Source organism: Amycolatopsis sp. VS8301801F10 (assembly GCF_046195355.1).
In the GTDB taxonomy this organism is placed as follows: domain Bacteria; phylum Actinomycetota; class Actinomycetes; order Mycobacteriales; family Pseudonocardiaceae; genus Amycolatopsis.
The window spans coordinates 2,103,012-2,125,388 of sequence record NZ_CP176065.1 but is presented as its reverse complement, the minus strand read 5'-3'; the positions used below and the strand labels follow the sequence as shown (position 1 = coordinate 2,125,388).

At 68.5% G+C, this 22,377-nt stretch carries 25 protein-coding genes; 15 read left to right on the top strand and 10 right to left on the bottom strand.

All coding sequences use genetic code 11. From position 1 onward, the window contains the following. Positions 1–20: 20 nt before the first annotated feature. Positions 21–845, top strand: coding sequence for an acyl-CoA thioesterase (locus F9C11_RS10270; RefSeq protein ID WP_409184633.1), 825 nt, complete (start codon positions 21–23; stop codon positions 843–845). Between the two features lie 20 nt (positions 846–865). Here the strand turns inward: F9C11_RS10270 and F9C11_RS10265 are convergent, their stop codons facing one another. After that, a complete protein-coding gene (locus F9C11_RS10265) occupies positions 866–1,420 on the bottom strand; it encodes a hypothetical protein (protein ID WP_409184632.1) in 555 nt (184 codons plus the stop codon). 327 nt (positions 1,421–1,747) lie between these two features. Between F9C11_RS10265 and F9C11_RS10260 the strand changes: the two genes are divergently transcribed. Then, the gene (locus tag F9C11_RS10260; protein WP_037354589.1) at positions 1,748–1,960 is read left to right on the top strand and encodes a hypothetical protein; all 213 of its coding nucleotides are present in this window, start codon (positions 1,748–1,750) and stop codon (positions 1,958–1,960) included. A 911-nt stretch (positions 1,961–2,871) separates the two neighbouring features. Here the strand turns inward: F9C11_RS10260 and F9C11_RS10255 are convergent. After that, positions 2,872–3,417 (bottom strand): TetR family transcriptional regulator, encoded by a 546-nt coding sequence (locus tag F9C11_RS10255; protein WP_409186867.1) that lies wholly within the window; start codon positions 3,415–3,417, stop codon positions 2,872–2,874. 737 nt (positions 3,418–4,154) lie between these two features. Here F9C11_RS10255 and F9C11_RS10250 point away from each other — a divergent pair. Together F9C11_RS10250 and F9C11_RS10245 are read left to right on the top strand one after the other, a co-directional pair. Further along, positions 4,155–4,715: a nuclear transport factor 2 family protein gene (locus F9C11_RS10250; protein ID WP_409184631.1), complete on the top strand. Its 561-nt coding sequence runs from the start codon at positions 4,155–4,157 to the stop codon at positions 4,713–4,715. After that, positions 4,712–5,326 (top strand): response regulator transcription factor, encoded by a 615-nt coding sequence (locus F9C11_RS10245; protein WP_409184630.1) that lies wholly within the window; start codon positions 4,712–4,714, stop codon positions 5,324–5,326. The genes F9C11_RS10250 and F9C11_RS10245 overlap by 4 nt, the downstream gene beginning before the upstream one ends. Here F9C11_RS10245 and F9C11_RS10240 read toward each other — a convergent pair. The 4 genes from F9C11_RS10240 to F9C11_RS10225 form a co-directional block, all read right to left on the bottom strand. Then, positions 5,316–6,530, bottom strand: a complete 1,215-nt coding sequence (locus tag F9C11_RS10240) for an amidase (RefSeq protein ID WP_409184629.1) — start codon at positions 6,528–6,530, stop codon at positions 5,316–5,318. The genes F9C11_RS10245 and F9C11_RS10240 overlap by 11 nt on opposite strands. Further along, the gene (locus tag F9C11_RS10235) at positions 6,527–6,775 is read right to left on the bottom strand and encodes a hypothetical protein (protein WP_409186866.1); all 249 of its coding nucleotides are present in this window, start codon (positions 6,773–6,775) and stop codon (positions 6,527–6,529) included. Before F9C11_RS10235 ends, F9C11_RS10240 begins: the two co-directional genes overlap by 4 nt. Before the next feature lie 33 nt (positions 6,776–6,808). Further along, a complete protein-coding gene (locus F9C11_RS10230; protein WP_409184628.1) occupies positions 6,809–7,315 on the bottom strand; it encodes a flavin reductase in 507 nt (168 codons plus the stop codon). 96 nt (positions 7,316–7,411) lie between these two features. Further along, positions 7,412–8,869 (bottom strand): ATP-binding protein, encoded by a 1,458-nt coding sequence (locus tag F9C11_RS10225; protein WP_409184627.1) that lies wholly within the window; start codon positions 8,867–8,869, stop codon positions 7,412–7,414. Between the two features lie 135 nt (positions 8,870–9,004). On the opposite strand from F9C11_RS10225, the gene F9C11_RS10220 reads away from it, so the two are divergent. The 9 genes from F9C11_RS10220 (at position 9,005) to F9C11_RS10180 (ending at position 16,854) form a co-directional block, all read left to right on the top strand. After that, positions 9,005–10,126, top strand: coding sequence for an acyl-CoA dehydrogenase family protein (locus F9C11_RS10220; RefSeq protein WP_409184626.1), 1,122 nt, complete (start codon positions 9,005–9,007; stop codon positions 10,124–10,126). 32 nt (positions 10,127–10,158) lie between these two features. Continuing rightward, on the top strand, positions 10,159–10,539 hold the full coding sequence (locus F9C11_RS10215) for a hypothetical protein (RefSeq protein WP_409184625.1): 381 nt from the start codon (positions 10,159–10,161) through the stop codon (positions 10,537–10,539). A gap of 13 nt (positions 10,540–10,552) precedes the next feature. Further along, positions 10,553–11,824, top strand: coding sequence for an aromatic ring-hydroxylating oxygenase subunit alpha (locus F9C11_RS10210; protein ID WP_409184624.1), 1,272 nt, complete (start codon positions 10,553–10,555; stop codon positions 11,822–11,824). Then, positions 11,817–12,320 carry an aromatic-ring-hydroxylating dioxygenase subunit beta gene (locus F9C11_RS10205; protein ID WP_409184623.1) on the top strand — a complete coding sequence of 168 codons (504 nt, stop codon included), beginning with the start codon at positions 11,817–11,819 and terminating at the stop codon, positions 12,318–12,320. Before F9C11_RS10210 ends, F9C11_RS10205 begins: the two co-directional genes overlap by 8 nt. After that, positions 12,317–13,060 carry an SDR family NAD(P)-dependent oxidoreductase gene (locus tag F9C11_RS10200; protein WP_409184622.1) on the top strand — a complete coding sequence of 248 codons (744 nt, stop codon included), beginning with the start codon at positions 12,317–12,319 and terminating at the stop codon, positions 13,058–13,060. The genes F9C11_RS10205 and F9C11_RS10200 overlap by 4 nt, the downstream gene beginning before the upstream one ends. Before the next feature lie 20 nt (positions 13,061–13,080). Next, positions 13,081–14,037, top strand: coding sequence for a PDR/VanB family oxidoreductase (locus F9C11_RS10195; RefSeq protein WP_409184621.1), 957 nt, complete (start codon positions 13,081–13,083; stop codon positions 14,035–14,037). Between the two features lie 180 nt (positions 14,038–14,217). Continuing rightward, complete coding sequence (locus tag F9C11_RS10190; protein WP_409184620.1) at positions 14,218–15,543, top strand: MFS transporter; 1,326 nt, start codon at positions 14,218–14,220, stop codon at positions 15,541–15,543. A 45-nt stretch (positions 15,544–15,588) separates the two neighbouring features. Beyond that, positions 15,589–16,158 (top strand): helix-turn-helix domain-containing protein, encoded by a 570-nt coding sequence (locus tag F9C11_RS10185; RefSeq protein ID WP_409184619.1) that lies wholly within the window; start codon positions 15,589–15,591, stop codon positions 16,156–16,158. A gap of 72 nt (positions 16,159–16,230) precedes the next feature. Then, positions 16,231–16,854 (top strand): DUF4190 domain-containing protein, encoded by a 624-nt coding sequence (locus F9C11_RS10180; RefSeq protein ID WP_409184618.1) that lies wholly within the window; start codon positions 16,231–16,233, stop codon positions 16,852–16,854. 73 nt (positions 16,855–16,927) lie between these two features. On the opposite strand, the gene F9C11_RS10175 is transcribed toward F9C11_RS10180, so the two are convergent. Both F9C11_RS10175 and F9C11_RS10170 read right to left on the bottom strand, forming a co-directional pair. After that, on the bottom strand, positions 16,928–17,251 hold the full coding sequence (locus F9C11_RS10175) for a 2Fe-2S iron-sulfur cluster-binding protein (RefSeq protein ID WP_409184617.1): 324 nt from the start codon (positions 17,249–17,251) through the stop codon (positions 16,928–16,930). 13 nt (positions 17,252–17,264) lie between these two features. Continuing rightward, entirely contained in the window at positions 17,265–18,455 is a 1,191-nt protein-coding gene (locus F9C11_RS10170) for a cytochrome P450 (protein WP_409184616.1), read from the bottom strand. Positions 18,456–18,543: 88 nt separating this feature from the next. Between F9C11_RS10170 and F9C11_RS10165 the strand changes: the two genes are divergently transcribed. Further along, positions 18,544–19,464 (top strand): LysR substrate-binding domain-containing protein, encoded by a 921-nt coding sequence (locus tag F9C11_RS10165; RefSeq protein WP_409184615.1) that lies wholly within the window; start codon positions 18,544–18,546, stop codon positions 19,462–19,464. 147 nt (positions 19,465–19,611) lie between these two features. After that, positions 19,612–20,634 carry a helix-turn-helix domain-containing protein gene (locus tag F9C11_RS10160; protein WP_409184614.1) on the top strand — a complete coding sequence of 341 codons (1,023 nt, stop codon included), beginning with the start codon at positions 19,612–19,614 and terminating at the stop codon, positions 20,632–20,634. On the opposite strand, the gene F9C11_RS10155 is transcribed toward F9C11_RS10160, so the two are convergent. Both F9C11_RS10155 and F9C11_RS10150 read right to left on the bottom strand, forming a co-directional pair. Continuing rightward, positions 20,613–20,915 carry an EthD family reductase gene (locus tag F9C11_RS10155; protein ID WP_409184613.1) on the bottom strand — a complete coding sequence of 101 codons (303 nt, stop codon included), beginning with the start codon at positions 20,913–20,915 and terminating at the stop codon, positions 20,613–20,615. The two genes, F9C11_RS10160 and F9C11_RS10155, sit on opposite strands and share 22 nt — an antisense overlap. Further along, the gene (locus tag F9C11_RS10150) at positions 20,915–22,174 is read right to left on the bottom strand and encodes a styrene monooxygenase/indole monooxygenase family protein (protein WP_409184612.1); all 1,260 of its coding nucleotides are present in this window, start codon (positions 22,172–22,174) and stop codon (positions 20,915–20,917) included. Before F9C11_RS10150 ends, F9C11_RS10155 begins: the two co-directional genes overlap by 1 nt. Positions 22,175–22,377: the final 203 nt, after the last annotated feature.

The window sequence follows — 22,377 nt, the reverse complement described above, 5'->3', positions numbered from 1 at the left end:
CAGGCGCTTAGACTGGCCTGGTGACGACGATCGATCCGACCCGGACCGGGCTAGACCAGCTACTGAAGCTCGAACCGCTCGAGCTGAACCTGTTCCGCGGCTGGTGTCACCAGGGTTCGCCGCAGCGGGCGTTCGGCGGTCAGGTCGCGGCGCAGGCGCTCACCGCGGCCGGCGCGACCGTGCCCACGGCGCGGCACGTGCACTCGCTGCACGGCTATTTCATCCGCGGCGGCCGCACCGACATGCCGATCATCTACGAGGTCGAGCGCACCCGCGACGGCGGTTCGTTCACCACGCGCCGGGTCGTCGCGATCCAGAACGGCGAGAGCATCTTCAGCCTGTCCGCGTCGTTCCAGACGGAGGCGGAAAGCAGCGCGCACCAGGCGCGGATGCCGGACGTCCCCGCCCCGGACGAGGCGGGCGTCGTCGAACAGGACCGCTCGCCGATCGTGCTGTCCGCCATCGAAGTCCGGTTCGTCAGCAACCCGGAAACCGGCCTGCCCGACACCGGCCGCGGCCCGCGCCAGCAGATCTGGGTCCGAGCGAAGGACGCGCTGCCGGACGCTCCGCTGGCGCACGTCTGCGCGCTCACCTACATTTCCGACATCCGCCTGGCGGGAACCGCCCTGCTGCCCCACCGCGACGACCCGGGCGTACCGCAGCTGACGTCGCTGGACCACGCGGTGTGGTTCCACCGCCCGTTCCGCGCGGACGAATGGCTGCTGTTCGACATGGAAAGCCCGAGCTTCGCGAACACCCGAGGCCTCACCCACGGCGAATTCTTCACCACCGACGGACGGCTCGTTGCCTCGGTGACCCAGGAAGTACTGTTGCGCAGGCGCTGACCCAGTCCGATGTAGACAGTTCAGCCAAGCCGAACCCGAACCGGCCCGACCGCCTCCGCGGCGGCCTCGGCGACCGGCTCGCGCAAAACCTTCGACAACTGCCACGCCTCGAGCCCGGCAAGCACGGTGTTGGCCACGACGAGAACCAAGTACAACCCGGCCTGCACCGAAAGCCGGAACGGATGCTGGTCGGAAGACCCGGCCAGCAACGAAATATGGCACGCGACGACGACCGCCATCGAAGCCGCGGACAACCCGCCGAGCACGATCAGCAACACTCGCAGCACCCGGGTGCGCCGCCAGTTCAGGTAACCGGTCTGGACCAGATCCGGCGTGCTGACCATGACCAGCCCGCAGCCGTAACCGGAAAACCCGCCGACCACCCCGCCGCCGGCGACCAGCGCGGTCGTCAGGTGGTACGAAACCGGAACCCGGTAGGCGGCGAGGATCGCGGCCACGCAGACCAGCAGCCCCAACGGCAGGTGCGGCCAGCCGTACCAGGGAAGCCGCCGCTCCATCCGGAGAATCGTCGGCAGATCGATGTCGCGGTACGCCTCGGGGTCGCGCAAAGCCATTCGCACCGTTCCTCTCGTCCCGGAAACCCCCGGTGTGTGCGCGGTGACCGGCGAAGCCTAGGGCAGGCCGCCCGGCCGTGCAAAATCCACCAGAACCCGTCCCGGCGAGGCACCAGGTCACCTGACCCCTACTTTCGCATCCCCTCTCCCCAGCGCCCGCTGCCGGCGAAGACCGCGTGACCCACACCACCACCGAGGTCAGGCACGTCCTTCCGACCAGCAGGAACTATTCCCGAACCCGCATTCATTTCTTGCGCCTGCCCTGGAGTTGTCCCGGGATGTCCGGTAGAGGGATTTTCTGTCGGTGGGGCCAGTTAGGCTGCAGGCATGAACACCGACGAACCCACCGTCGCCGCCGAAGATCTCGCCCAAGGCCAGTGGTTCTGGCACGAACCCGCGCCTGGCCTGCGTTCCTGGCCGCTGCAGGTGGCCACGGCCGAGATCCTGGAAGACGCCGTCCGCATCATCACCACCGACGAGGTCCGGGAACTGGTCTCGTACGCCCGCGACCGCCGGGTCCGCCTGGCCGTCGCCTCCTGAAAGACCACCACAACCGCACTACCACTGGGGAAATCTGGGGGGACTGGGCCGACCGCGCAGGCGAGCGGCCCGTCCAATATGGACACCACACCCGGGGCGACAGCCTCCGGTCGGATCTTGCGCTGAATTTCCTTAGCTTCCACCGCTCGTCACCGACGCTCGCCCCACGACGGTCACCGCGAGGCGCTTCACTCACGCCGTAATGTCTCCGCTGGGTACGTTCGGCGTGCCCGGCTCGCGCACCACTTCGCCGCGGTCACGGCGTCGGCGTTGCCCCGCTCCCTGCGGTGCACTGCCCGCTGGGCTTATCCGTACGTCTCGGTGCCACGATCGCCGGACCGCACACGGTCGCAACCACGCCACAGCACAGCCCGCCGCCTAGCCCAGCGCCGTCACAGCCGCGCAACGCTGCCTCACGCAGCTACGCGGCCCGAACGTTTCCTGATGCCGCTCTCAACCGGACAGCTCTCGGGGACGGCATCTGGACAACACGCAACGCTGCGCGAACGGTGCCTGGCACATCACCGCAGTCACACGGCGCGGGACGTTTTCTCATGCCTCACACAGCCGCACAGCGCATCACGAGACGGTGCCTGATGCATCACGCAGCCCCGCAGCGGATCACGAGCCGTCCTCGACCACGCAGCGCAGCCCCTTCCCAGCACCGCAGCCACACAGCACGGGCTTTCTCATGACTCACGCGATCGTGCAGGGCCATCACGCACATTGGCTGCCACACCTCGAAGTCCACGCAGTGATCACCGTCGATTGCGCGTAGTTCCGTTGCCTTGCAAGCAGTCCTCGCCCCCCGGCGGTTCGCGGTTATGCATGAATGAGACCCGCCACCAGGCTGATCATGAGCCGAAAGCCGCGTCGTCAACCGCCTGTTCAACGGCAAAGCGCGGATCGGGTCAGCGGGAAAGGACTCCTTGCAGCAGGACGTCCAGGAGGTGCCGAGCGCGGGAATCCCACTCGTCCTCGTCCAGGCGGGTCAGGTAGCCCGACAGGATGAACAAGTCTCGGGCGTCGATGTCGGAACGGAAGGCACCCTGGGCCTTTCCGGCGTCGAGCAGGAGGGTGATGGCGTCGCCGAGCGGACCGTGGCTTTCTTCGGACAGGCCTTTCCACACCGCGGTTTCCAGTGCCGCGAAGACGCCGCGCTTGACTCGGGCGTATTCGGCGATCCGGTCGAACCAGCGGGACAGCGCCTCGACCGGTTCCCAAGCAGCCAGCAGTTCCGGGGCCAGTGCGACCAGGTCCTCGACCTCCTGCCGGTACACCTCGGCGAGCAGGTCCTCGCGCGTGGGGAAGTGCCGGTACAGCGTTCCCTGCCCGACACCCGCCGACTTGGCCACCGCGTTCAGCCGCAGCTCTCCCGAGGAAGCGATCGCCTCGCGGGCGATCTCGACGATTCGCTCCCGGTTCTCCCGGGCGTCCGCCCGCTGAGCCGCGCTCATCGGCGAGGCCCGGTACCAGTGGAAACGCACATGCCGCAACGTTATCGCGTACCGCGCGAGTGCCGCATAATCCGCGGCCGGTCAAGGCGGCAACGCCCCATCGGCATCCCGAGCAGGCCGAGGTGCGCTCGGCGAGCAAGAAGGCACTCCGAACAGGGCGGCATCCGGAGCGCGCAACCGACCGGCGACCACATCGATATCCCGACCAGACAGGACACGCTCGGCCAGCAAGAAGAAGCTCCGAACCGGCGGTTCACCCCAGCAACCCGACCACACCAGGCGCGCTCCACGAGCAAGAAGACACTCCGAAAAGAACGACCGACAGAGCAACGACCACCCACAACCCTCGCCCGACAACACCCCGAACGACCCGGGAGACCCGACCTCCGAAGCCGGACCGCGCGGTCACCGACGCCGTTCCCCGCGGATCTGCCCGAACCAGAACACCGGGAACACCGCTATCCCACCCACCCCATTGATAACCACCACCCCGGGGTTGAAACACGCCTCGCATAACTGCCCGTTTCGATTGACAACCCTTCCGCCCCGAGCAGAGGCTGGTCAGCAAGCTGTCTGTGCCCGGAGCGGTCCGGTTACCCTGTCCGCGAGCCGAAAACCGCAGCGAAAGGCCGACCCGGCGCTGAACCGTCAACCGTCGCTACCCCCTGGTGAGGAAAACGATGTCCCCCAACCACCCCGCACCATCCGACTCCGCCGCTCTCAGCCAGGACCGGCGGGTGGCTGCGCTGGAGGAGACCGTCGCGGGGCTGGTGCGGCGGGTCGGGGTGCTTGAGGCCGAGGCGGAGATCCGGCGGGTGCAGGCGCGCTACATGTTCCTCTGCGACACGCCCTGCCCGGAGTTCGGCGTCGCGGACGACGACGAGCGGATCGATCTCATCATGGAGCTCTACACCGAGGACGCGGTCTGGGAGGGCGTCGGCGAGTACTACGACGGGCAGTTCGGCCGGGCGGAGGGCGCGGCCGCCATCCGGGCGCATTTCCAGCGGTTCTGGGGCGAGAAGAAAGACCCCGAACTTCTGCTGAACGCGCATTATCTCACCTCGGAGCAAATTCACGTGGACGGCGACGAGGCCACCGGGCAATGGATCCACATGCAACCGTGGCTGTTCTCCGACGGGAAAGCACTCTTGCGGTCCAGCCGGTTGAACAACGCGTTCCGGCGCGTCGGCGACACTTGGCGGATCACTCGCACTCGCACCGAAAACGTCTTCATCGCCCCGCTTCCGGAAGGCTGGGCCAGCGACTATCCGTCGGCGTCGGTGCTGATGAAGCCATGAGCGACGATCCGGTCGTGCACGTGGTGGACGACGACGAGGACCTCCGGCAGTCCCTGGTTTTCCTGCTGGAGAGCGTCGGCGTGCAGGCCTTGACGTACCCGGACGCCCAGACGTTCCTCGACGAATTCGATCCGGCCGAACCCGCGGTCGTGATCGTCGATGTGCGCATGCCCGCGATCAGCGGCTTCCAATTACAGGAAAAGCTCGCGGAAATCGACTGTCCGGCTCCGCTCATTTTCTGTTCCGCGCACGGCGACATTCCGATGTCCGTCCGCGCGCTCACCGCGGGGGCGGTCGATTTCCTGGAGAAGCCTTATCAGGCCCAGCGCATGGTCGAGGTGGTCCAGACCCAGCTCGTCGAGGCGCGCCGCCGGTTCGCGGAGCACGCGGAGCGGCAGGCGGTCCGGGCCCGGCTCGACACCCTGACCCAGCGCGAGCGGGAGGTGCTGCGGCTGGTGGTCGACGGGATGCCCAGCCAGGCGATCGCGCACCGGCTGGGCACCAGCGTCAAAACCGTCGACGTGCACCGGGCGCGGATCAAGGCGAAGACGTCGGCGGACAGCCTGGGGACGCTGGTCCGCGACATCCTCACCCATCGCGTCACCGTGTGAGCGCGGCCTCCACCCAACAACCCGTGCCCAGCAGCGCGGACTCGCCGGAAGCACTGCCGACCAGCTGCAATCCCAACGGCAAACCAGCCTCGTCGCGCAGGCCCGGCACGGCGACGGCCGGCAGGCCGAGCGCTTGCCACGGGCGGCTGAGCACGGGATCGCCGGTCGCGGCCAGGCCAGCGGGGGCTGAGCCGAGTGCGGCGGGGGCGAGGACGGCGTCGTAACCGCCAACGATCTCGGCGAGGCGGGAAGCACCGGAAGCGACGACCTCCAGCGCGGCCTCGTACTCCGCGCGCGGCATCTCCGCACCGGTACGCAGGAGTTGCGCCAGTGGGGCACTGAGCCGGTCCGCGGAAGCAAGCTCGACCGAACGTTCCCGCGCCGCCTCGTAGGCCATCACCACGGGATGTGCGGCGGTCAAGGCAGGCACCAGAGCCGGGTCCGGGAATTCGTCGACGACGGCACCGGCGGCGCGCAGCCGAGCAACCGCAGTGCCGACCGCGTTCTCCATCGCGGGGCTCACCTCGGCAGACGACCACACCAGCAATCGCGGGGCGACGGGAGCGACCTCCGGCTCCCCCGACAGCGCGGACCAGGCCAGGGCCAGGTCGGAAACCGTCGCGGTGAACATGCCGTGGCTGTCCAGGCTCGGGCTCAGGCCGGTGACGCCGTCGACCGGGTACCGGCCCCGGGTCATGACCAGCGAGGCGACTCCGCAGAACGCGGCCGGTCGCGTCACCGAGCCGGCAGTCTGCGAGCCCAAAGCCAGCGGGACGTGTCCAGCGGCGACGGCGGCGGCGGAACCGCTGGAGGAACCGCCGGGGGTGTGGCCGGGCGCGGCGGGATTGTCCGTGGGTCCGGGGGCGAAAAACGCGAATTCCGTAGTCACCGTCTTGCCGATCGGCACCGCTCCGGCGCGACGCCATTCGCGGACGATCGAAGCGTCCACAGTGGCCGGTGGAGCGTCCGCGCGCAGGACCGAACCGCAGCGGGTCGGGAGTCCGGCCAGGTCGATGATGTCCTTGACGCCCAACGGAACTCCGCCAAGCGGACCCGGCGAAACAGGCACGTAAGCCGACGAAACCCAAGCGTCGAAGGAAGCCGCGGCGATCCGCGAGCGAGCCTCGGCAAGAGCGGCTTCCGGCGTCGTCCGGCCAGCGGCCAGATCGGCGACCAGCGCGCGCAGCGACCACCGGGCGGTCACGGCTGGGTCCAGGCGGCGTCGGCGGTCCAGTAGTCCATGCCGCTCGCGCTGACCGCGTGCCGCCACTCCGACGTCCGGCGCAGCAGCGGTTCGACGCGGGCGGTGGCCTCGTCCGCGGCGTCCGGGCCGTCGGCCGGGGCCTGCCAGTGCACCCAGTCCAGCTCGCGGCCGTTTTCGTCGTGCACGAAGAGATCGACGTGCCGCCAGCCGTAGCCGTGCGTGTCGTTGTAGCAGGTCAGGGTCATCCGGTCCACGGGTTCTCCTCGATCAGGCGTCGATCAGGCGCTGAGTGCGGCAAGCCGGTGGAAGCGGCGCTGGAAGTACACCAAAGCGCCCGTGTCCGGCGCGGTCAGCACCTTCTCGATCTCGACGAACAGCACCGAATGCGAGCCGTGCTCCTGTTCGGCGACGATCCGGCCGACCAGCGAGGCCGCCGCGCCGCGCAGGACCGGGGCGTCCTCGCTGTCGAGGTCCCAGCAGTCCTGGTCGAAGCGTTCGGCGGTCGGCACCTTCGTCGCACCGGCGAAGTGCATGGCCAGGTCCTCCTGGCCGGGGCCGAGGACGTTGACGCAGACCCGGCCGTTGCCGACCAGGATCGCGTGCGACCGGCTCGCCCGGTTGACGCACACGAGCACGGTCGGCGGGCTGTCGGTGACCGAGCAGGCGGCGCTCACCGTCATCCCGGCGAGGCCGTGCGGGCCTGCGGTGGTCACGACGTTGACGGCCGCGGAGAGGTTGGCCATCGCGGTGCGGAATTCGCGCTGGGTCCGGGTCAGCTCGGACACGGTGCCTCCTAGGACTGGGGCCGGGACTGCCTCGACCGTACAAAGCCGCACCGCTCGCGGGATATCGAGAACTTCCCCGGCGCAGCTGAAGAATTCCTAACCCGGGCCGGTCGCGGGCAGTGCGAAGCCGAACCGCGAACCGCCGCCTGCCCGGTGTTCGGCCCAGATCGTCCCGTGCTGGCGGGTGATGATGCGGTGGCTCAGCGCCAGTCCGATGCCGCTGCCGCGCTCCTTCGCGGTGAACGACTCGTCGAACGGGTTGCGCGGGAAGCCGCGGCCGCGGTCGTCCACGGTGACCACGCCGGTGTCGCCGTCGCGGCGCGTAGTGAGCACCAGGCTGCGCCGCTGCTGCGGGCACTGCGCCATTTCCTCGATCGCGTTGAAGCACAGATTCAGCACGACCTGGCCGGTCAGCACGCGTTCACAGCGCACCGGCACCGGCTCGGCAGACCGCTCGAAGGTCACCTCGATCGCCGCCGGTTCCGCCCGCAACCGCACGAAATACAGGCATTCCTCGACGACCTCGTTGAGATCCGCCACCTGCTCCACGTGCTCCAGATGCCCCACGAACGCCCGCACGGACGACACGATCTGGCTCGCCCGCTCGATCTGCCGGACCGCGCTGTCGATGCCGTACACGACCGGCGCGGCGTCGAGCGTCCGCGACCGGACCCCGGCCAGGAAGTTGCCCGCGGCGGCGAGCGGCTGGCTCAGCTCGTGCGCGATCGCCATCGCCATGTCGCCCATCGCGGTGTAGCGCGCCAGGTAGTTCTCCCGGTGCAGTTCCCGCTCACGCCGGACCTCGCCGCGGACGCGTTCGGACACGTCGTAGAGCAGCAGCAGAAACGCGTCCCCACCAGGCTCGCGAAGCCGTTCGACGCTGCCCTCCAGCCACACGCGACCCTCGATCTCCAGCCGTACCTGGGTGGCCGGCGCCGCGCGTTCGCGGACCTCGTCCCAGGTGGCCGGACGGTCGTCGAGGCGCAGGCCGGCGTAGTCGGTCAGGCGGCCGAGCGGTTCGTCCGGCGTCGCGCCGAACAACGCGACCGCGGAGTCCGTCGCGAACCGCAGCTCCCCCGAGCCGTCGAGCATCAGCGCGACCGCCGACGTCTGCCGGGCCAGCGCGTCCACCCACGACGTGGTCAACCGCAGCTCGCGCTCGATTTCCTGCTCGCGTTCGATGTCGCGGAACTGCACCATCACCGCCGGGCCCTGTTCCAGCTCGACCCGCGTGGCCACCGCGTCCGTCGGGATCACCCGGCCGGACTTCGTCCGGTAGTGCCATTCGATCCGGCTGACGCCCTTGTCGACCGCCTCCTGCAGCCAGGCCCGGCCGATCACCCGGTCGTACTGCTGCGCGGAGCTGCTCATGTGGTTCGCCTTGAGCGGCCGCAGCTCGGTGACGCTCCATTCGAGCATCTCGCAGGCAGCCGGATTGGCCCACAGGATGTTCTTCGTCGCGCCGTCGTGCACGAGCACGCACGTGCGGCTGGCGTTGAGCATCGCGACGAAATCGTGCGTCGTCAGCTCGGGCGCGCGCGGGTCCGCTTCCATCGGCTCAGGGTAAAGCCCCTGGCTGGCGGCTCGCACTGAAGAAATCCCCTACGCCCGCTCAGGCACTACCAATTCCCGCGCGAGGGCGGGATTCGTACCGTCAGTGCCACCGCACCGGCATTCTGAGGAGCAGCGATGAGCGAAGTCACCGTCGAGGAGGTGCTCGCCGAGCTCGCCCAGCGCAAGGACGAGTTCCAGCAGCAACGCTACGTTCCGCGCGACTTCGTCGACCGGCTCAAGCAGCTCGGCGTCTACCGGGCCAGCACGCCGGCGAAGTTCGGCGGCAACCCGCTCCCGCCCGCCGAATTCCTCCGCCTGATCGAGCGGATCTCCACAGTGGACGGTTCGACCGGATGGGTAGCCAGCTTCGGCTCGTCGCTGGTCTACCTCGCCGCGCTGCCCCTGGACACGCAGGCCGAGCTGTACAAAGACGGTCCGGACGTCGCGTTCGCCGGCGGGCTCTTCCCGGTCCAGCCCGCCCCGGCGACCGAAACCGGGTTCCGCGTGAACGGCCGGTGGAAGTTCGCCAGCGGGTGCATGGGCGCGGACATCCTCGGCGTCGGCATCCCCGGCGACGAATCGACCGGCGGGAAACCGCGCACCGCGCTGCTGCGGCCCGAGCAGGTCGAGATCGTCCAGGAGTGGGACGTCGTCGGCATGCGCGGCACCGGTTCTTTCGACCTGGTCGTGCGCGACGTCGAGGTCCCGCGCGAGTGGACGTTCATCCGCGGCGGCGCGCCCACCGTGGACGAACCGCTCTACCGCTACCCCACGATCGCTTACGCCGCACAGGTTCTCGCCATCGTCGGCGCGGGCGTCGCACGGGCCGCGCTCGACCACGCCCGGGAGGTCGGCGCGGGCTACACCGGCGTCACCGGTGCGCCGAAGCTCGCCGACCGCGGCTACTACCGCACCGGGTACGCCGAGGCCGAGGCCGCGCTGCGGTCCGCCCGCGCCTGGTTCTACGAGGTCAGCCACGAGGTCTGGGACACCGTCGTTTCCGGCGCCGAGGCCACCGACGAGCAGAACGCCCAGCTGCGGCTTTCGTCGGCGCACCTGGCCAAGACGGCGTCCGAGGTCGTCTCGAAGCTCGTCGAGATCTCCGGCACCGCGCCGATCTACTCCACCCATCCGTTGCGTGGACTTCAGGGCGACGCACTGGTACCCAAGCAGCATGCGTTCCTGGGCCCGGCCATCCACGACGCCGCCGGCGCGGTTCTGATGGGACAGCCGCCGACCAGCCCCGGATTCCGCTGACCAGCCGCCACCACGACGAGGAGTCTCCGACCGTGAGCACGCAGCCCCTGCGGGTGCTTTTCTGCATCGGCATCAACCAGAACTTCTTCGACCTGCCCGCCGACGGCATCACGATCGGTGACGTCTGGCAGGCGTTCGTGTCCATGATGGACCAGCTGAAAGCGTTGCCGGGCATCACTTTCATCGGCGACATCGACGACGACTCGCACATGGTCGGCCCGTCCGACGGCTGGCCGTGGACCTGTTACATCCTCGCCGACGCTGACAGCCAGGAGACCGTCAAGGCCGGGTGCAACCTGCTGCGCACCACGGAGGTCGGCTCGAACGGCGTGAAGCTGTGGCGCTTCGCCAAGATCGAAGCCCGGATCGGCCGTCCGCTGACCGTCCGCGAAGACGTCGAACTGCCCGACTGAAATCGGAGACCTGATGACTGAAAACGCGACAGTTCCCGCCGATTTCGCCGAAAGCGACCGGGTCGCCGCCCGGCTTTACACTGACCCGGACATCTTCGAACGCGAGATGACGCAGATCTTCGAGCGTTCGTGGGTATGGGTCGCGCACGAAAGCGAATTGGCCCAGCCGGGAAACTTCAAGTCCACTTACGTCGGCCGCCAGCCGGTCATCGTGACGCGGGACCGCAAGGGCACGCTGCACACGATGCTCAACCGCTGCCGCCACCGCGGCGCGAGCCTGTGCGAGAAGCCAAGCGGCAAGGCTAACGGCTTCACCTGCCCGTACCACGCCTGGAGTTACGGCCTCGACGGCAAGCTGCGCGGCATCCCTTACCCGGACGGCTACGAAGGCGTCTTGGAAAAGGGTGAACTGTCGCTGAAGAAGCTGCGCACCGAATCGTACGGCGGCATGGTCTTCGCGACCTTCGTCGAGGACGGCGAATCGCTGGAAGACTTCCTCGGCGACGCGAAACTGTGGATCGACCGCTTCATGAAGCAGGGCGGCGGTTACCCGATCAAGGTGCTCGGCAAGCACCAGTTCAAATTCCGCGGAAACTGGAAGATCCAGCTGGAAAACACCACCGACGGCTACCACTTCCCGATCGTGCACCGGTCGTGGATGGCTTCGGTGGACGCGGAAACGGCCGACATGATGTCGTTCATGACCGATCCGTCGGCGATCACGCACGCGCTCGGCAACGGCCACAGCGTCATGCAGATGGTGCCGGAACACTCCGACCTTGACGTCGACGACGGCACCGAGCCGCTGCAGGCCCGGTTCGACCACGTCGTGGCCGAACTGTCGAAGACGCTGGACGAGGCGCGGGTGCGCAAGGTGGTCCGCGCCATGCACGGCACCGGATTCAACCTCAACCTCTTCCCGAACGTTTCGATGTCCGCGGCGTTTTTCCGGGTGCTGCGGCCGATTTCGGTCAACGAGACCCTGATCGAGCACGTCGCGATCGGTCCGGACGGGCCGCCGGAGCTGGACATCGTCAACCGCGAGCGGCTGCGCATCCACGAGCATTTCCAGGGCCCGTTCGGATTCGGCACGCCGGACGACGCCGAGGGCTGGGACCGCGTGCAGCGCGGCGCGCACGGCGGCCCGGACCTGCCGATCCTGGTCAACCGCGGGCTGGCGCGCGAAAAGGCGAGCCCCGAAGGCTGGCCGACCTCGCACGTCACCGACGAAACCGGCATGCGCGCCGCGTACGCCCAGTGGAAGGAGATGATGGGCGATGACTGAAACCATCCCCACCACTGACGCCCGGGTCGCCCGCGCCGTCGACCTCGTCAACCGCGAGGCGGAACTGCTCGACCGCACCGAATACCACGAGTGGGAAAAGCTGTTCGCCGAGGACGGTATTTACGTCATCCCGATCGACCGGGAAACCGACGATTTCGCCGGCTCGCTGAACATGGTCTACGACGACGCGCGAATGCGGCAGATGCGCGTCGCCCGGATGACCGAGGGGTACGCGCTCGCCGCGGTCGATTCCGCTCGCACGGTGCGCACGGTGGCGCGATTCGTGCCGGAATCCGTTTCCGACGAGGAAGTCGTGCTGCGTTCGGCACAGATTCTCGTCGCTTACAAGCGCGGCAACCACGACCTGTGGGCGGCGGATCTGGTGCACCGCATCCGGTTCTCGCCGGAGGGCCCCGAGGGCGACCGGATCGCGTTGAAGGTCGTCCGGCTGGTCAACAGCGACGACGCCGTTCCGGCCGCGGGATTCCTGCTGTGAACGCGCCGGCGGAACCGCACGTCGCGGTCGTCACCGGCGGCGCGAACGGTCTCGGCGAAGCGATCGTGCGGCAGCTGCACGCCGAGGGTTACCGCGTCGCGATCGCGGACGTCAACGGAGAAGCGGCCGAGAAGCTTGCCGCGGAACTCCGCGGCTGCCGCGGCTACGAAGTCGACGTGCGGGACCGGACGGCGCTCGCGCAGCTGAAGGACAAGGTCGTCCGCGATTTCGGCAGCGTCCAGGTGCTGGTCAACAACGCGGCCCGCACGCAGGCGCGGCCGCTCATGGAGATCACCCCGGAAGACCTCGACGAGGTCCTCGCGGTCAACTTCACCGGCACGTTCACCGCCTGTCAGATCTTCGGCGCGTACTTCGCCGAACAGGGCTACGGGCGGATCGTGAACATGGCGTCGCTGGCAGGCCAGAACGGCGGGACGGCCACCGGCGGGCACTACGCGTCGTCCAAGGGCGCGATCATGTCCGCCACGAAGGTGTTCGCGCGGGAACTCGCGCCGCGCGGGGTCACCGTGAACGCCGTGTCCCCCGGGCCGCAGGACAGCCCGATGGTGCGGTCGATCGTCGGCGAGGACAACCTCGAAGCCTTCACGAAGAACATCCCCGTCGGACGGCTCGGCGACCCGGCGTTCATCGCGCGGATGGTGTCGCTGCTCGCCTCGCCCGGCGCGGCCTCGGTCACCGGGGCCTGCTGGGACGCCAACGGCGGACTTTACCTGCGCTGACCCGCTGAAACGGAGAGCCGATGCCGAACACCGTGGTCCGGGTGGCCGAGATCGTCGAGGAAGCGCCCGGGATCCGGGCGCTTCGCCTCGTGCGCGCCGACGGCCTGCCGTTCGAACCGCATCCCGCCGGTGCGCACGTCGACGTCACCGGTCCGACCGGGATCCTGCGCCAGTATTCGCTGTGCGGGCGGCCGGGCGACACGTCGTCGCTGCTGATCGCGGTGAAACGGGAGCCGGATTCGCGCGGCGGTTCCGCGGCGCTGCACACCGTCGCGGAAAACGACAAGCTGGAGATCGGCGAATCCCGGAACCTGCTTTCGCTCGCTCCGGACGCCGACCGGCACGTGCTGATCGCGGGCGGCATCGGCATCACTCCGTTGCTGAGCCTGGCTTATCAGCTGCACGCGGACGGCGCGGAATTCGAACTGCACTACTTCGCGCGCAGCCGGGAGTCGGCGGCTTTTGTTTCCCTGCTGGAAGAACAGGTTGAATTCCGGGACCGGGTGCTGCTGTATTTCGGCGTCCCGCGCGACGAACAGCCCGCTGTGCTCACCGAAGTGGCGACTGGGCTCAGCACCTCCGGGCACGTCTACACCTGCGGTCCGGAGGGATTCATGGAGCAGGTCACCGACGTGTTCGCGCCGGTGGTCGGCGAGGCGCAGGTGCACGTCGAGCATTTCACCGCGGCCGAGGTCGACACCAGCGGCGACCGCCCGTTCACCGTCGAACTCGACACCGGCGAGGTGTTCGAGATCCCGGCCGAGAAGTCGATCCTGTCGGTGCTGACCGAAAACGGGATCGAGGTGTTCAAATCGTGCGAGGAAGGCATCTGCGGTTCGTGTGTTTCCGGGGTGCTGGAAGGCACGCCGGAGCACCGCGACCAGTGCCTTTCGGCCAGCGACAAGGCTTCCGGCGACCAGATGGCGCTGTGCGTGTCGCGGGCCCGCTCGGAAAAACTGGTGATCGAACTGTACTGAGCCGCCGCGGCCGGAATACTCGCGATTCCGGCCGCGGTGCGCCTTGATTGATAGATTTTATTTATCAATCCTCCGCAAATCGGACTTTGCCTCCTTCGTCACGTTTTCCCTAAGCTGTGTCCACCGTTTCCCACCACCGGACACTCCGCGCATTCCGCGCGAGACGACGAAAGGCCGGCTATGGCCAAGCGCGACGAAGCGCATTCCCCCGGCGTGCTGCGGCTCGGATTCGCCGCCGGCGTCGGCACTTCCCTCGAAATGTACGATTTCTCGATCTACGGCACCGCGGCCGCGCTCGTGTTCGGGTCGGTGTTCTTCAAAACCGGCAACGCCTGGTTCGGCACCTTCATGAGCCTCGCGACCTTCGCGATCGGTTTCGTGATGGCCCCGCTCGGCGCGGCGCTGTTCGGCTGGCTCGGCGACCGTCGCGGCCGCCGGACCGCGCTGTACGCCGCGTTTCTCCTGATGGGTTTCGCGACACTGGGCATGGGCGTTCTCCCGCCGTACGCGGTGCTCGGCATCGCCGCGCCGTTGCTGCTGGTCGGGCTGCGCCTGCTGCACGGCGCCGCCCGCGGCGGGGAAAGCGCCGGCGCGGCCGTGTTCGCCGTCGAACACGCGCCGGAAAACCGGCGCGGCCTCTACGGTTCCTTCGTCGCACTCGGCTCGCCGATCGGCGTCGTGCTGGCGAACCTGGCTTTCGCGCTGGTTCTCCTGCTGCCCAACGACGACGTCACGAGCTGGGGCTGGCGGCTCCCGTTCCTCGCCGGCGGGATCGTGCTGGCGATCGGCATCTGGGTCCGCCGCGGCGTCGCGGAAAGCCCGGAATTCGAGAAAATGGCCGCCGCGGAAACGCGCGCGAAAAAGCCGCTCGCCGACGTCCTCCGCTCGAATTGGCGACGGCTGCTGCTGATCGCCGGCGCGAACCTCGGCCTCACCGCCTGCACTTTCGCGCTGGTCACGTTCATGCTCTCGTACGCGACCGCCGCCGCCCCGGAAGGCCTCGGCCTGCCGCGCGCCCCGATCGTCACCATTTCGACGATCACCCTGCTGTGCCACGCCGCCGCGAACGTCGGAGCCGCCTGGCTGTCCGACCGGATCGGCCGCAAACCGGTGATGCTGACGGGTTCGGCCTTGTCGATCCTCGCCGCGCTCGTGATGTTCCCGATCGCGTCGGCGGGCACCATCAGCTCGGTGTTCCTCGCGCTGCTGCTCGGTTTCACCGCCACCGGAATCCTTTTCGGACCGATGTACACCTGGTTCGCCGAACTGTTCCCGCGGGAGCAGCGCCAATCCGGTCTCGGCGTGGGCTACCACGTCGGCGCGGTGCTGGGCGGCGGGCTGTCGCCGATGATCGCCAACCGGATCGTCGCCGCGACCGGCGACGCCATCGCGGTCGGCTACTACCTGGCCGCGCTGCTCGTGCTGAGCCTGGTCTGCCTGCTGCTCCTGCCGGAAACCGCCCCCGCGCGGCGCGCCGCGAAACCGGCTCCCGAACTGGTCGGCTGACGCGGACCCACCCCAGTCCCGCCGTTTCGGCGAGACTGGGGTGTTATGGCGGAGATCGACGAAGTCCTGGACGCGGTCGGCCCCCGGTTGCGGACCCTGCGCAACCGGCGCGGCATCACCCTTGCCGACCTGTCGGCGGAGACCGGCATCTCGGAGAGCACCCTGTCCCGGCTGGAAAACGGTCAGCGCCGGGCGAACCTGGAACTGCTGCTGCCGCTGTCGCGCGCCTACGACGTGCCGATCGACGACCTGGTGGGCGCGCCCCGGGCCGGCGACCCGCGCGTCCATCTGCGCCCGATCCACCGGCACGGGATGACCTACGTGCCGCTCACCCGGCGGCCGGGCGGGGTGCACGCGTACAAAATGCTGATCCCGGCCGGCTCCGCGGAACCCGCGCTGAAAACGCACAGCGGTTACGAATGGCTGTACGTCCTCAACGGCCGCCTCCGGCTGATCGTGGGCGCGAAGGACCTGACCGTCCCGCCCGGCGAGGCGGCGGAGTTCGACACCACGGAACCGCATTGGCTCGGCTCGGCCGACGGAGGCGCGGTCGAGCTGCTGATCCTCTTCGGACCGCAGGGGGAACGGGTGCACGTGGAGCCGCGCCAGAATTAATTCCGGACATCGCGTAACACTCGTGGCGATTCGAGCGACCTGTCTGTGCACGTTCGATCACGAAAGGCTCGCATGTCCGCCCCTGACTTTCCTCCGCCGCCCGCGCCTCACCCGGCCCCGGCCGCCCCTCCCGCCCCGCCGAAGAACGGGCTGGGCACCGCCGGGTTCGTGCTCGGGCTGGTCGGCCTGATTTTCGCGTTCCTCCCGATCATCGGGATCATCGCCTGGCCACTGGTGATCCTCGGGATCATCTTCTCCGCGCTCGGCTTCGTCCGGACGCGGTCCGGAAAGGCCACGAACAAGGGCCTCTCGATCGCCGGTCTCGTGCTGTCGGTGATCGGCCTGGTGATCTGCATCGTGTGGACCGTGACGGCCGCCAAGGTGGTCAACGAGGTCAACAACGAGGCAAACCGTTCGGTAACGGTCCACTACGAGGTCACCGGCACCGCGAAGGACGCCTCGGTCACGTACACCACCTTCGGCGACGGCAGCACGGCCACCAACCAGGAACACCCGCAGTCCCTCCCGTGGTCGAAAGACATCACCACGAAGGGCCTGTTCAAGGGCGGCAGCCTGCTGGTGACCACCGGAGCCGAGGGCGGAGAGGTGACCTGCAAGGTCACCGTGGACGGCAAGGAAACCAAGACGTCGAAGGCGGCGGGCAACTTCGCAACCGCCACCTGCGACGGTTTCTGATCTTCCGGATTACGGGTGGGCCCGGCGCGTTCGCCGGGCCCACCCGTCGTTCTGGACGCGGCATTCTCGCGATTCAGATTTGCGTCTCCGGCAAATCCACCTCAACCTCCTCCAGCCCACCACCCAACGTGAGCTGGCAACCCAACCGGCTGCGTCGCCCGTCCCGGTCCGCCGCGGTGCACTCCAGCATCTCGTCTTCCTCTTCCGACAGCGGTGGCAACGCGGGCAGATACGGTGCCCGGACGTACACATGGCAAGTCGCGCACATCGCTTGCCCGCCGCATTCGCCGACAATCCCGTCGATGCCGTTTTCGACCGCAGCGCGCATCACGTTGCTGCCGTCCTTCGCGACGACCGTGCTGACGTTGCCGTCGTAGTGGAAAGTGACCTTGGGCATCCGAAGCTCCTCGTCAGTTCCAGTGCACGGGCAGGGTCAGCACGCCCCGGAAGACCCAGCCGCCGACGGTTGCCGGGTGGGCTGGATCCAGGCGCAGCTCCGGGAAGTCCTCGAACAGGCGCGGCAAAGCGACCCGGACCACCGACGTGCGGGCGACCCAGGCTCCGGCGCAGAAATGGTTGCCGCCGCCGAAGGCGAGGTGTGGTTTGCGGGGGCGGTCGATGTCGTAGGAATCCGGGTCGGCGAACACCGCGGGATCGCGGTTCGCCGCGCCGATCACCACTCCGAGCCGGGTGCCGCGCGGGATTGCCACGCCTGCCAGTTCGGTGTCGCGCGTCGCCTGCCGCGGGTACATGCCGATCGGCGCGATCCAGCGGATGCACTCCTCGAATGCGTCCTGCCAACGGTCCTGTTCCCGCACCGCCGCCAGCTGATCGGGATGAGTCAGCAGCGCCCACGCGGTGGTCGCGAGTGCGTCCCGCGGTTCGTTGAGACCGCCGCCGATGGTCATTTTCACGTTGGCGCGCAACGCTTCCAGCGGCATGCCGGAAGCTCCGAGCGCCGACAGCAGGCTGCCGTCCGGCCGGTCGCGCACCACCGGCAGCATTTCGTCCACTGCCTCGTCGACCTCACGGGACGAGCGCTCCGCGGCAGCCCACACCTCCGGGTCGTCAGCGTAGTTTCCGGTGCCGTCGATGAGGGTTTGCGACCAGCGCTGCAGATCCTCCGGGGCTGCGTTGGGGAAACCGAGTACCGCCCGGAGGTTTTCCGCGGCATACGGCGCGGCGAACTCGGCGACCAGGTCCGCGCCTGGACCCGCGGCTCGCAACCGGTCCGCGCAGGTGCGGTAGTTGCGTTCGAAGACCGCTTCCCACTCTTGTTTGATCGCCTTTGGCCGCAGCACGCCGCCGTAAGCCTTCCGGTCCTCGGCGTGTTCCGGATCGTCCTTGCGCAGCATGCTGTGCCCCATGGACCGCTTCATCAGCGACTGTTCCTCGTCGGCGGAAAAGCGTTCCTGGTCGACTTCGATCTCGTGGCTGGCTTCGTAACCCACGACCAGGCACCGGTCGAGCGCCGGAATCCAGTGGATCGGCGAGCGTTCCCGCAGTCGCCGGTAGATCGGGTACGGATCGGCGTAGAGGGCGGGGATGTCCACCCACTCCGCGGTCGGGATCTCCTGGGCCGTCGTGCTGTCGGTTGTCATCTCGACCTCCTCGCCGATCAGCGTGATCCAGCACACCACCGCAGGTAAACTTCAAATAACCTGCCAATAACCACAGGTGAGGTTGGTTATGCCGCGCTACACCCTGCGTCAGCTCGAGTACTTCGCCGCCGTCGCGGAGGCGGAATCGATCTCGTCGGCGGCCGCCGCACTGCACGTCACGCCGACCGCGGTGGCCTCCGCGCTCACCGAACTGGAACGCGTCCTGCGCAGTCAGCTCGTGGTCCGCCGCAAGGCGCACGGCATCACGCTGACGCCGACCGGCCAGCACCTGCGCACGCGGATCGCCGCGCTCCTGCGCGAGGCCGACGAACTCGAGCGGGCCGCCGCGGGCGGGGCCGGCGAACTCGCCGGACCGCTCGTGCTGGGCTGCTATTCGACCGTGGCCCCCACGATCGTCCCCATCCTGATGAAGTGGGTCCGCGACCACCATCCGCGCGTGGACCTGTCCGTCGTCACCGGCAATCAGGCCGAACTGCCCCGCCGCCTCCTCGCCGGGGAACTGGACTTGGCGATCGGCTACGACATCGCCTTGCCGGACGGCCTCGATTCCGTGCGGCTGTACAGCGCCCCGCCGTACGCGCTGCTGCCCGCCGGACACCGGCTGGCCCGCCGCGAGACGGTCTCCGTCGCCGAACTGGCCGTCGAGCCCATGATCATGCTCGATCTCCCGCCCGCCGCCCAGCACACCCGGATGCTGTTCGAGCGCGCCGGCACCGAGCCCCGGGTGGAGCAGCGCACCACCGATTTCGAACTGACCCGCTCGCTCGTCGCGCGCGGCTTCGGCTATTCGGTGCTGATCCAGCGCCCCACGGTGAACCGGTCCTACGAAGACCTGCCGCTCGCCTTGCGCGAGATCACGCCGGCGGTCCCGGTCGCGAACGTGCTGATGATGTGGTCCCGCGAGGTACGGCTCAACGACCGCGCCGAGGCACTGGCCGCCTTCGCCACCCGCAACGCGGAATTGCTGGACCCGCGCCGCCGCGGCTGAATCCTGCGGTCGGAGTGCACTGCTGTGCGCGCCCGGACAAGGTCCGCGCTCGCCGCACCAACGACAACCAGAACGGCCGTGCATGCGGGGAGCCCGCCGTTTACATTCGGAAGCAGGCCGTTCGACGCTGGAGTCGGAGGAGGATCCATGGCAGCCCCGGCGACCAGGAAACGGAGCGCCACCCTCCTGCCGCCGGTCGCGTTCGCGACCGAATCGGCGCTGGCCTGGCAACGCGTGGTGTCGTCCTCGTTCGTGCCGCTGATGGTCGACGACCTCAGCGACGGCCAGTTCGCCGGCACCATTCGCGGCCGCGTCATCGACGACGTGTTCTTCTCCCGGTTGCGCGTGACGCCGCACGAGGTGCACCGAACTCAAGCGCTCATCGACGTCTCCCGGCGGCTGTTCTACAAGATCACCTTGATGATCGAAGGCACCGGAGAACTGGTGCAGGACAACCGCACCGCGCTGATGCTCCCGGGCAGCATCAGCGTGTACGACACCGCGCGCCCCTATGACCTGCGTTTCGCCAGCCCGGTCGACACCGTGGTGATCATGTTCCCGCGCGATCTGGTCAGCCCGAGCCCGGATCAGATCCGGACGATCACCGCCATTTCGCTGGGTCCGGAGGAATCACTGACCCGGCTCGTCACGCCGTTGCTCACCGAGATCTCGCACGATTTCGCTTCGCTGGAAGGCCCCGCCGCGACGCGCGTGGTGCACACCGCGGTGGAGCTGATTTCCGCGTTGCTGAGCACTGCCGCGCTAGCGCGCACCACCGAAGGCGACCGCGAACATTTGTCGTTGCTGCTGCGGATCCGGGAGTACATTCTGGACCACCTGGGCGACGCAGACCTGAATCCGGACCGCATCGCCCGCGCGGTATTCATTTCCACCCGGCATTTGCACGGATTGTTCCAGCACCAGGGCACTACCGTGTCGGCCTGGATCCGGGAGCGGCGCATCGAGGCGATCCGCCGCGAACTCGGCGATCCGCTGCACGCGCACCGGGCCATCGCGGACATCGCCGCGGGCTGGGGTTACCCGGAGGCCTCGCATTTCTCCCGCACCTTCCGCCAGCAGGTCGGCATGGCGCCGAGCGCGTTTCGCCGCGCCGCGCTGGACAACGCGCGACGCGGCGAAAGGCGGGGTCAGGACTGGGCGACCGGATAGTCGAGCACGATGGCACCGCCGGTGGCGTAGTTCGGCACGTCTCGGCGGACCGCTTCGCCCTGCGGAGTCGCCATCGCCGCGGCGTAGGCAGCCGCGTCGGCGAATTCCGCTTCGAAAACCGCGAAGTACGGGCTTTCCGGTTCGGCGTGCACTTGCAGGCTGTACCGCCAGCCGAGCAGCCCCGGCAATTTCTGCACCAACGGAAGGTGCTGCTTTTCGTAATACTCGGCGAAAGCCGCGGGATCGTCCGGAGGCGGGTACAGGACCAGGAGTTTGTGCATCAATTCCTCTTTCGCTCGGTGGGATCCGCTCCGATCGCGGCGTGTCGCGCGATCGCCGCGGCGACCCGTTCCGGAGTGGCCAGCATATCCCCGTTGCGGTGCGGATAGCTGAAGTTCTCGGTGAACTCGTCGCACAGCGTCCGCATGCCGGACATCGCCCCGAGGAGTTCCTGGACGTGCGGCGGAGTCGGCGTGGCGATCATGGTGTTGACCCAGGTGCTCAGCCCGTCGACCCGTTCGCGGCGGCGCAGCGCGACCTTCTGGGCGAAGCGCTCGTCGACCACGCCGTCCTCGATCACCGCGTCCGCGGCGACTTGCGCTTCGAAGGACGCGGAGTTCGCGCCCTGCCCGGTGACCGGGTCGACCGTGGAATGCGCGTCGCCGAGCGCCAGCACCACCGTTCCGTCGTCGAGCAGCCGGTAGTCCTCCCGCACCACCGGCCGGACCGCGCCCTGCAGGATGTCGCCGGGACGCATCAGCCGGAACCGGGACTGGTCGATGCGTTCGTAGACGGTCGGATGGTGCTGTTTGAGCTTTTCCAGCATCAGCAGGCGATAGGCCTCGGGATCGTCCGATTCCCGTTGGGTCATCAGCACTTCCAGATCCCCGCCCGGAACGTTCTCGCACAGCAGCGCGCTCGCCCAGCCGTCGAACGTGGTGATCGGCAGGTCGAGCAGTTCGCCGTGGCCGGGGGAGATGCTCATGGTCACCGCGCGCGGATCGGTCTGCGCGACGCCGTCCCAGAACCCGACCGCCAGGTGCCGTTGCGGCTTCGAGTAAGGGGAAACCTCCGGCCGTTCTCCGAAATACTCGGCGAACGATCGCTTCCCGGCCGCCACCACGATCAGGTCGTGCCGGCGGGCCAGCTGGTCGAAATCGCCCGGTTCGACCGCGCGCTGCTCGATCGTCCCGCCCCGGTCCTCGTATTCGGCCATCAGCCGCGGCAGGTAGATCCGGTAGTCCAGCACTCGCGAGGGACGCAGGAAATCGCCGCGGAAGACCGGCGGCCCGCCGGGCACGTTCAGGTGGTGGAAATGCACCTGGTAGCCGTATTCCTCGGCGGGCCAGAAATTGACCCCCATCGCGCTCTCCCGCGCGATCGTCGGCGCGTGGTGCGAGACGCTGTTCTGCGGGCGCCCCGCCGCCACCTGCCCGGCGGTCTGGTTCGTGTAGATCCGGGTGGGGATCCCGGCCTGCTGGAGCAGCAGCGCGAGGTGCAGGCCCGCGGTGCCGGCTCCGATGATCCCGATGTCTGGCATCTGCGTCTCCTCGTTGAGGCGTGGACGTGCCGACAGCGCGGTCGGCCCGGCCATGGTGACCCGGAGCGGGGACGTGCGGTAGCGCGCGGAGCCGCTGTTCGCTGTGGTTCCAGAACCGCTGCGCTGGATGTCAAGTCGGCTCGGACCGCGAATGGCCAAGGCGCGCAGGAGTCTGTGCAATCCCCGCACACCGCCTGATTCGC

What these genes read in the sequence shown, in the direction of transcription:
- F9C11_RS10265 (WP_409184632.1), bottom strand. Translation starts at nt 1,420, where the DNA reads ATGGCTTTGCGCGACCCCGAGGCGTACCGCGACATCGATCTGCCGACG.
- F9C11_RS10260 (WP_037354589.1), top strand. Translation starts at nt 1,748, where the DNA reads ATGAACACCGACGAACCCACCGTCGCCGCCGAAGATCTCGCCCAAGGC.
- F9C11_RS10255 (WP_409186867.1), bottom strand. Translation starts at nt 3,417, where the DNA reads ATGAGCGCGGCTCAGCGGGCGGACGCCCGGGAGAACCGGGAGCGAATC.
- F9C11_RS10245 (WP_409184630.1), top strand. Translation starts at nt 4,712, where the DNA reads ATGAGCGACGATCCGGTCGTGCACGTGGTGGACGACGACGAGGACCTC.
- F9C11_RS10235 (WP_409186866.1), bottom strand. Translation starts at nt 6,775, where the DNA reads ATGACCCTGACCTGCTACAACGACACGCACGGCTACGGCTGGCGGCAC.
- F9C11_RS10225 (WP_409184627.1), bottom strand. Translation starts at nt 8,869, where the DNA reads ATGGAAGCGGACCCGCGCGCGCCCGAGCTGACGACGCACGATTTCGTC.
- F9C11_RS10220 (WP_409184626.1), top strand. Translation starts at nt 9,005, where the DNA reads ATGAGCGAAGTCACCGTCGAGGAGGTGCTCGCCGAGCTCGCCCAGCGC.
- F9C11_RS10210 (WP_409184624.1), top strand. Translation starts at nt 10,553, where the DNA reads ATGACTGAAAACGCGACAGTTCCCGCCGATTTCGCCGAAAGCGACCGG.
- F9C11_RS10205 (WP_409184623.1), top strand. Translation starts at nt 11,817, where the DNA reads ATGACTGAAACCATCCCCACCACTGACGCCCGGGTCGCCCGCGCCGTC.
- F9C11_RS10195 (WP_409184621.1), top strand. Translation starts at nt 13,081, where the DNA reads ATGCCGAACACCGTGGTCCGGGTGGCCGAGATCGTCGAGGAAGCGCCC.
- F9C11_RS10190 (WP_409184620.1), top strand. Translation starts at nt 14,218, where the DNA reads ATGGCCAAGCGCGACGAAGCGCATTCCCCCGGCGTGCTGCGGCTCGGA.
- F9C11_RS10185 (WP_409184619.1), top strand. Translation starts at nt 15,589, where the DNA reads ATGGCGGAGATCGACGAAGTCCTGGACGCGGTCGGCCCCCGGTTGCGG.
- F9C11_RS10180 (WP_409184618.1), top strand. Translation starts at nt 16,231, where the DNA reads ATGTCCGCCCCTGACTTTCCTCCGCCGCCCGCGCCTCACCCGGCCCCG.
- F9C11_RS10175 (WP_409184617.1), bottom strand. Translation starts at nt 17,251, where the DNA reads ATGCCCAAGGTCACTTTCCACTACGACGGCAACGTCAGCACGGTCGTC.
- F9C11_RS10170 (WP_409184616.1), bottom strand. Translation starts at nt 18,455, where the DNA reads ATGACAACCGACAGCACGACGGCCCAGGAGATCCCGACCGCGGAGTGG.
- F9C11_RS10165 (WP_409184615.1), top strand. Translation starts at nt 18,544, where the DNA reads ATGCCGCGCTACACCCTGCGTCAGCTCGAGTACTTCGCCGCCGTCGCG.
- F9C11_RS10160 (WP_409184614.1), top strand. Translation starts at nt 19,612, where the DNA reads ATGGCAGCCCCGGCGACCAGGAAACGGAGCGCCACCCTCCTGCCGCCG.
- F9C11_RS10155 (WP_409184613.1), bottom strand. Translation starts at nt 20,915, where the DNA reads ATGCACAAACTCCTGGTCCTGTACCCGCCTCCGGACGATCCCGCGGCT.
- F9C11_RS10150 (WP_409184612.1), bottom strand. Translation starts at nt 22,174, where the DNA reads ATGCCAGACATCGGGATCATCGGAGCCGGCACCGCGGGCCTGCACCTC.